Origin of the sequence: Crocosphaera watsonii WH 8501, from assembly GCF_000167195.1 — a bacterium.
In the GTDB taxonomy this organism is placed as follows: Bacteria; Cyanobacteriota; Cyanobacteriia; order Cyanobacteriales; family Microcystaceae; genus Crocosphaera; species Crocosphaera watsonii.
The window spans coordinates 1-5,650 of sequence record NZ_AADV02000222.1 but is presented as its reverse complement, the minus strand read 5'-3'; the positions used below and the strand labels follow the sequence as shown (position 1 = coordinate 5,650).

Annotated in this window: 9 protein-coding genes; 7 read left to right on the top strand and 2 right to left on the bottom strand. The window is 36.4% G+C overall.

Annotated elements, in window-relative coordinates; genetic code table 11:
• Positions 1–135 precede the first annotated feature (135 nt).
• Positions 136–645 (bottom strand): hypothetical protein, encoded by a 510-nt coding sequence (locus tag CWATDRAFT_RS29275; protein ID WP_007308356.1) that lies wholly within the window; start codon positions 643–645, stop codon positions 136–138.
• Positions 646–926: 281 nt separating this feature from the next.
• On the opposite strand from CWATDRAFT_RS29275, the gene CWATDRAFT_RS42065 reads away from it, so the two are divergent.
• The 7 genes from CWATDRAFT_RS42065 (at position 927) to CWATDRAFT_RS29250 (ending at position 4,001) form a co-directional block, all read left to right on the top strand.
• Positions 927–1,031, top strand: a complete 105-nt coding sequence (locus tag CWATDRAFT_RS42065; protein ID WP_412093297.1) for a DUF6888 family protein — start codon at positions 927–929, stop codon at positions 1,029–1,031.
• A gap of 10 nt (positions 1,032–1,041) precedes the next feature.
• Positions 1,042–1,242 carry a DUF6887 family protein gene (locus CWATDRAFT_RS29270; protein WP_042712832.1) on the top strand — a complete coding sequence of 67 codons (201 nt, stop codon included), beginning with the start codon at positions 1,042–1,044 and terminating at the stop codon, positions 1,240–1,242.
• Positions 1,243–1,244: 2 nt separating this feature from the next.
• On the top strand, positions 1,245–1,463 hold the full coding sequence (locus CWATDRAFT_RS29265) for a hypothetical protein (protein WP_007308357.1): 219 nt from the start codon (positions 1,245–1,247) through the stop codon (positions 1,461–1,463).
• Positions 1,460–2,203 (top strand): nucleotidyl transferase AbiEii/AbiGii toxin family protein, encoded by a 744-nt coding sequence (locus CWATDRAFT_RS29260; RefSeq protein ID WP_007308358.1) that lies wholly within the window; start codon positions 1,460–1,462, stop codon positions 2,201–2,203. Before CWATDRAFT_RS29265 ends, CWATDRAFT_RS29260 begins: the two co-directional genes overlap by 4 nt.
• A gap of 23 nt (positions 2,204–2,226) precedes the next feature.
• Positions 2,227–2,571, top strand: a complete 345-nt coding sequence (locus tag CWATDRAFT_RS29255; RefSeq protein WP_007308359.1) for a GNAT family N-acetyltransferase — start codon at positions 2,227–2,229, stop codon at positions 2,569–2,571.
• A gap of 213 nt (positions 2,572–2,784) precedes the next feature.
• Positions 2,785–2,943, top strand: a complete 159-nt coding sequence (locus CWATDRAFT_RS37880) for a hypothetical protein (protein ID WP_157134204.1) — start codon at positions 2,785–2,787, stop codon at positions 2,941–2,943.
• A 365-nt stretch (positions 2,944–3,308) separates the two neighbouring features.
• Entirely contained in the window at positions 3,309–4,001 is a 693-nt protein-coding gene (locus CWATDRAFT_RS29250) for a sugar transferase (RefSeq protein ID WP_007308360.1), read from the top strand.
• 81 nt (positions 4,002–4,082) lie between these two features.
• On the opposite strand, the gene thiD is transcribed toward CWATDRAFT_RS29250, so the two are convergent.
• On the bottom strand, positions 4,083–4,886 hold the full coding sequence (gene thiD / locus CWATDRAFT_RS29245) for a bifunctional hydroxymethylpyrimidine kinase/phosphomethylpyrimidine kinase (RefSeq protein ID WP_007308355.1): 804 nt from the start codon (positions 4,884–4,886) through the stop codon (positions 4,083–4,085).
• Positions 4,887–5,650: the final 764 nt, after the last annotated feature.

The following is a 5,650-nucleotide window of genomic DNA, read 5'->3' as shown; positions in this document are numbered from 1 at the left end:
ATGCCACGTCTTCCCCCCCCATTTGCAAATGATTATCATTATCGTTCATTCTCAATAAGCTCTCTGGTTGCCGACAATTGTTTAGGGTCGGGTAACAGAGAAAAACCGCTCTGGACTTACTTTTCAACCTACTTGTCACCCCGTGAGGTCACCCCCACTGAGAAAACGAAAACCGAAGTATTCCGGAGGATTGCCAGTGAAACCTCCAGCGTCGAAATCACCAGCGATGAAGGAGTTTTTCATAATCGTTCTGTTGTCGCCAGCAGGACTGAATTCATACCCAGCAGCTAAAGTCAGACCGACCAAATTATTGAGGGGTAACTTCTTGATACCGTCCTTTATTGATGTTGCCTGTACTACCCCTTGCCCATTTAATCCATTACTACCGAAGTCTAAAATAGATAAACTATTCTCAAGGCGGAAATCAGGATTAGTATCACCGTCTACATCCCATAGTGCTTGAGTACCACTAGGCTGTCCTTGATTAATTGTTGGTGGGGTGACAGGGGTAACATGAATGATCGCTGCATCGGCTTCTGTGGGCAATAAATAGAGTACAGAGGCGGAACCGACCACTAGGGAGAGTTTTTGGGTTGCGGATAACCCTTGACCTTGAGTTAAGTTATTTTTGATTACAGCTTTCATGAACTGGGATACTCCTCAACTGGATTAAGTTTGTGTTTTGTTGATTAATGCTTAAACACCTCGGAACCTAGCATATAAGGGGGGGGAGTCAAGAGATATTGTCGTTTTTTTAAGAAAAGTTAATATATTTGTTACTGTTGCGCTTTAGTGCGATTTCTTAAGATCGTAGTTAGGCACCGATACAATAGGGGAAAATTAAGCTATCTTGATAAGAAGGAGAACACTTGCCAACAACTCAACAGGCTTTTCGATGCTTTCAGCTATGTCAGAATCTTACAAATATGTACCTATCTATCGATATGGTTCGTCTAGATAACAGAACTGGAAATGTTATTATTCTTGCAGGAAGAGAAACTTTAATTGAGATTTATCCTAATGAAAATTAGAGGTTTATCAATGAAATATAACTTTGAAAATATGACCATAACAGAATTTAAAAAATATGTTCTCGAACATCGAAATGATCAAGTAGCATTTGAGGAATTAATGGATTGCATTGATGCTCAACCTGTAGAAAAAGTCTATGGACAGGTAGATGCTGAACACTTTTCTTCACTACTAGAAGAATATCAAACTCGTAACGGATTTACTAAATAATAATGATAAAAAATAATTCTATCCCTCAAAAATTACCTTTTTTAGAAGCAATATGCTGGCAAACGGAAAATGTCTATAGTTTTACTTCTGAACAGATGTTGAGTCGCTATGAAAGGGGTTGGAGATATCGTAATCTTTTTAAGAATCTAGAAGATGAAGAACTAGAATTTCTCAAAAAAATTGCTCATCAATATCAATCTTGGTTGCAGGTTGAGCTATGAGATTTAAGTTAAAGCATCATCGAAAAATCATTAAAATTTTAAATAGTTTTAACCCGACTATTTTACAGGAAAGTTATGCTTATTTTGGTGGAGGTACTTTATTAGCTTTATTATTTGATGAATATCGCCAAAGTAATGATATAGATTTTGTTTGTTCTTTAGCAAATTCTGGTTATAAAAATATTCGTACCTTTATTTTTAATAATGGCATAAGTGCTTTATTTAGTGACTTAAATACTATTTCTATTCAGAGATATACTATAGATCAATATGGAATCCGTATCCTGATAAATATAGAAGAAACAGCCATTAAAACTGAAATTATTGCTGAAGCGCGTTTCCAAGTTGATGAACCCATATATCCAAAATGGACGAAAATTCCTTGTTTAAGTGTAATTGATTGTTTCACCTGCAAACTATTAGCTAATTCTGATCGTTATATGGATGATAGTATCGAATCAAGAGACTTAATAGATTTAGCTGTCTTAAGACTACAATCTTCTATTCCGCAATTAGCAATAGAAAAAGCGGAACAAGCTTATGAAGTCATTCGTCCTCTACGAGCAGCGATTAAAAGGTTTCAAACCAGACCAGAATACAGAGAAAAATCTCTAGTTAACTTAAAAATATCTCCTGATAAATTTTGTATGATTATAGACGGAATCGACTTATTAGCAGAAGATATGGGGCTGAAAAAAACAGAAAGATTATTCAAAGAACAACCAGATTTGTTTATTTAAAAAACAGTAAAAAAGTGATTTAAATGTCAGAAAGAATCATTGTTTATGAAGCTACACCCCATGATTTACAAGCAGCAAGAGCCATTCTTGGTGAACCTTTAATGCGTCATGGAGTCAAAGGAAAGGTATGGTTAGCCTGTTTAGGAAATGGTTTACAAATTGCTGGTGCAGCTTGTTTATGGCGTTATGAAAAAGAGGCCAAATTTTGGCTAAGAGTGGTTAAACCCCGTCGTCGTCAAGGAGTAGGAAAAGAATTAATTAAACCCATTATTAAAACGGCACAAGAATTAGGAATAGAAAAATTGCGTCTTTTGTGGACAGTTAACAAAGAAGATGCAGGAAAATTTCTGGAAGCAGTACAGTTTTAACCCGAATATTGCATCACAACTTATGAAAGTACCATCACTCAAAGCTTAAAAGTAGTTCAACCTATTTATAACTATTTAGAAAAACGATCTAGCATTCCCAATGATGTAGAAATAATCAACTTAATAGAAGCCGAAAAAAGAGGATTATTATTATCGAGCGCCCATTTAGTCGCCAAAGAATTAGGAGGTTTACCCCCTCGTTTAATCCTCAGAATGCAAGGCAAAACAAAAGACGCTTTCACCAGAGAAAATTCTTTAATCTTATTACACAAAAATGAATTGATTGCTATTCTTTTAAGCCGTTATTTACAAGAAAATTTAGGTTGGTTAGCAGAAGCTATAGTTGTTAATCGCAACTATAGAGGATATTAGGCTAATGTTTATATACGTCAAATATGGTTTAAAACAACGATCCTCACAGGAAAAAGCGATAGATTATTATTTGATGTTCGGGATGATTATTATGATACCGCTAAATGTTCCCGTCGCTTAGGGGCAAAAGCGATCGCACATAAGTATATGTATCAATTTTCTGTACTGCCATAGTTCTTAATTTAGACCTTTTGCAAAAATATAGCGTTTCTTGGACTCATGAGGTACACCTAATATCTAACTCCGAACCCCGAACTGCGAACTCCGAACTCCTAACACCGAACTCAGGTTTTTGATGATCGGATGTTAATTTTGGCAACTAACTGAGGAACACTAAGGGTGAGATAAATTAGGTTTAAAACATCGTGAGTAGCACTTTTAAACGCCTTAACCATAGAGGTTATCTAGGTTCTTTACCCGATGATCTTCCCCTTGAGTACAGTGGTATTGCTCATTGTTCTGTTAATAGTAAAACAAAACGTTTTATTGATATTTTAGGGACAATAATCGGTTTGTTACTGACGTTTATTATAGCTATTCCTATTTTTATTGCTATTCAATGGGATGATCCGGTCCCAATTTTGTATAGTCAAATGCGTTGTGGTTTGCGGGGAAAACCCTTTCGTATTTGGAAATTTCGTTCTATGGTAATCAATGCAGACAAACAAAAACATCTAGTCAAAAATGAAGCTAAGGGACATTTTTTTAAGAGTAATAAAGATCCCAGAATAACCAATATTGGTTACTTTCTCCGTCGTAGTAGTTTAGATGAGTTTCCTCAGTTTTGGAATGTGTTGATAGGGGAGATGAGTTTAGTGGGAACTCGTCCCCCCACCCCAGAGGAAGTAAGCAAATATAGTGCTTATCATTGGCAAAGATTAGCGGTTAAACCAGGGTTAACAGGGGAATGGCAAGTCAATGGACGTTCAAAAGTTACTGATTTTGAAGAGGTGGTCAAACTGGATCTTAACTATCAAAAGAAATGGTCAATATTATACGACTTACAATTAATTTTGAAGACCATTTTTGTTGTTCTCAGTTGTCGAGGTGCTTATTAAGAAAACAGGATAATTAAGGTATGAATTTAGTAGGCAGAAAAAGACTGAGAATGCAATTAAAGTTTACTTTTTGCACAAAATCTAGGGTTTTAGTAAAGGGAAAAAATGACCCACGGGACCAGTTCCTTTACCAATCTCTAGGCTGTATTTTAGAGCATTAGTAACATAATCTTTAGCTTGTTTCACTGCTATAAAAGGGTCTTTTCCTAAAGCTAAATTAGCGGTTATGGCTGCTGATAGGGTGCAACCCGTGCCATGAGTATGTTTTGTTTTGATAGTTTCTGTGGTTAAAACTTCACAATTTTTGCCGTCAAACCAGACATCAACCCCTTGCAAATTATCTTTCATTCCCCCTCCTTTTATTAAGACAAATTTAGCACCTAAATTATAAATGATTTGTGCCGCTTTTTTCATATCTTCTAGGGAAAAAATCGATAAATTACTTAAAATTTGTGCTTCATAACGGTTCGGTGTGACTATTAAAGCTTGAGGAATTAGATTAGTTTTTAAACTAGCGATCGCCCCCTCGTCAATTAACTTTACACCTGTGCGAGAAACCATCACAGGATCAACCACTAATTGAGATAATTTCCATTGTTTAATTTGTTGAGAAACCGCTATAATAATCTCTTCATCAAACAACATTCCTGTTTTAACTGCCTTGATATTAATATCGGTTACTATGGCTTCAATTTGTGCTTTTATCAAGTCTGAATTTATTTTTTTAACTTGATTAACTCCTAGAGTATTTTGAGCGGTGATACAGGTAATAGCACTGGTTCCATGAACACAATGAAAGGCAAAGGTTTTTAAGTCTGCTTGAATTCCTGCCCCTCCGCCACTATCCGATCCAGCAATAGTTAAAGCAATATTAGAAAAGCCCATTATTTGTTTTTAATAATTCTCTTTTAATGATAACATTATTTTCTGAAACCCGATTAATTTGATTAATTCATTAATTAACTTAATCGGGGCGGGGAGGACGCAATACTGCGTAGGTTAAGCTGAAAAGTTGATGAAATAGGGAGGTGTGGAGGGAATTAAGGTGCGATTCGTTTAGCTAGAAAGCCTGTACTAAATACAGGTGTGTAGCTAGTCTAGAACCTAGAAAACTAGATAACTGTTGGTTTGTTGGCTAAAGGAGCCACACTCGGAATCAAGGGAGCAATCCTAAGAGTGACAACTTAACCCTCCGTTTTGGACTTAGTAAACTCAGGATGGAAGCAGGGTTAAAAGGGGAACCCGTCATGAAACAGCATGGCAAGTCGTTCCTCCAGTCAATTGGTCACGGTTAAGCATTACGCTGAATCATCGTCCTGAACCCTCAAGACCTCCAAGTAGCCAAATCTGTTTGACAGGCTGCGTTCAAAAGAACAAGGTGAAAAGTGGAGTTTTCTTCGTAACATCCACAACGATTCCTAAAAGTAACCTGGGGGAGAGATGAAACCTAAAACCAATACACCCAAACCAACGGAACGAATTAAGTCCATGACTGCTCTTACCATCAGGTCGATGATGTAAGTAGTGACAAACTTAAGCGCAAGGGTCATGGATGTGAGAAGCAATTAAGAAGCAAATGCCTATTTGTAATGAATATGGATAAGCTGACGTATTGCTGGTTAATTAGAAGAAATAGTCTCTATTAGAGG

What these genes read in the sequence shown, in the direction of transcription:
- thiD (WP_007308355.1), bottom strand. Translation starts at nt 4,886, where the DNA reads ATGGGCTTTTCTAATATTGCTTTAACTATTGCTGGATCGGATAGTGGC.
- CWATDRAFT_RS29275 (WP_007308356.1), bottom strand. Translation starts at nt 645, where the DNA reads ATGAAAGCTGTAATCAAAAATAACTTAACTCAAGGTCAAGGGTTATCC.
- CWATDRAFT_RS29265 (WP_007308357.1), top strand. Translation starts at nt 1,245, where the DNA reads ATGATAAAAAATAATTCTATCCCTCAAAAATTACCTTTTTTAGAAGCA.
- CWATDRAFT_RS42065 (WP_412093297.1), top strand. Translation starts at nt 927, where the DNA reads ATGTACCTATCTATCGATATGGTTCGTCTAGATAACAGAACTGGAAAT.
- CWATDRAFT_RS37880 (WP_157134204.1), top strand. Translation starts at nt 2,785, where the DNA reads ATGCAAGGCAAAACAAAAGACGCTTTCACCAGAGAAAATTCTTTAATC.
- CWATDRAFT_RS29260 (WP_007308358.1), top strand. Translation starts at nt 1,460, where the DNA reads ATGAGATTTAAGTTAAAGCATCATCGAAAAATCATTAAAATTTTAAAT.
- CWATDRAFT_RS29255 (WP_007308359.1), top strand. Translation starts at nt 2,227, where the DNA reads ATGTCAGAAAGAATCATTGTTTATGAAGCTACACCCCATGATTTACAA.
- CWATDRAFT_RS29270 (WP_042712832.1), top strand. Translation starts at nt 1,042, where the DNA reads ATGAAATATAACTTTGAAAATATGACCATAACAGAATTTAAAAAATAT.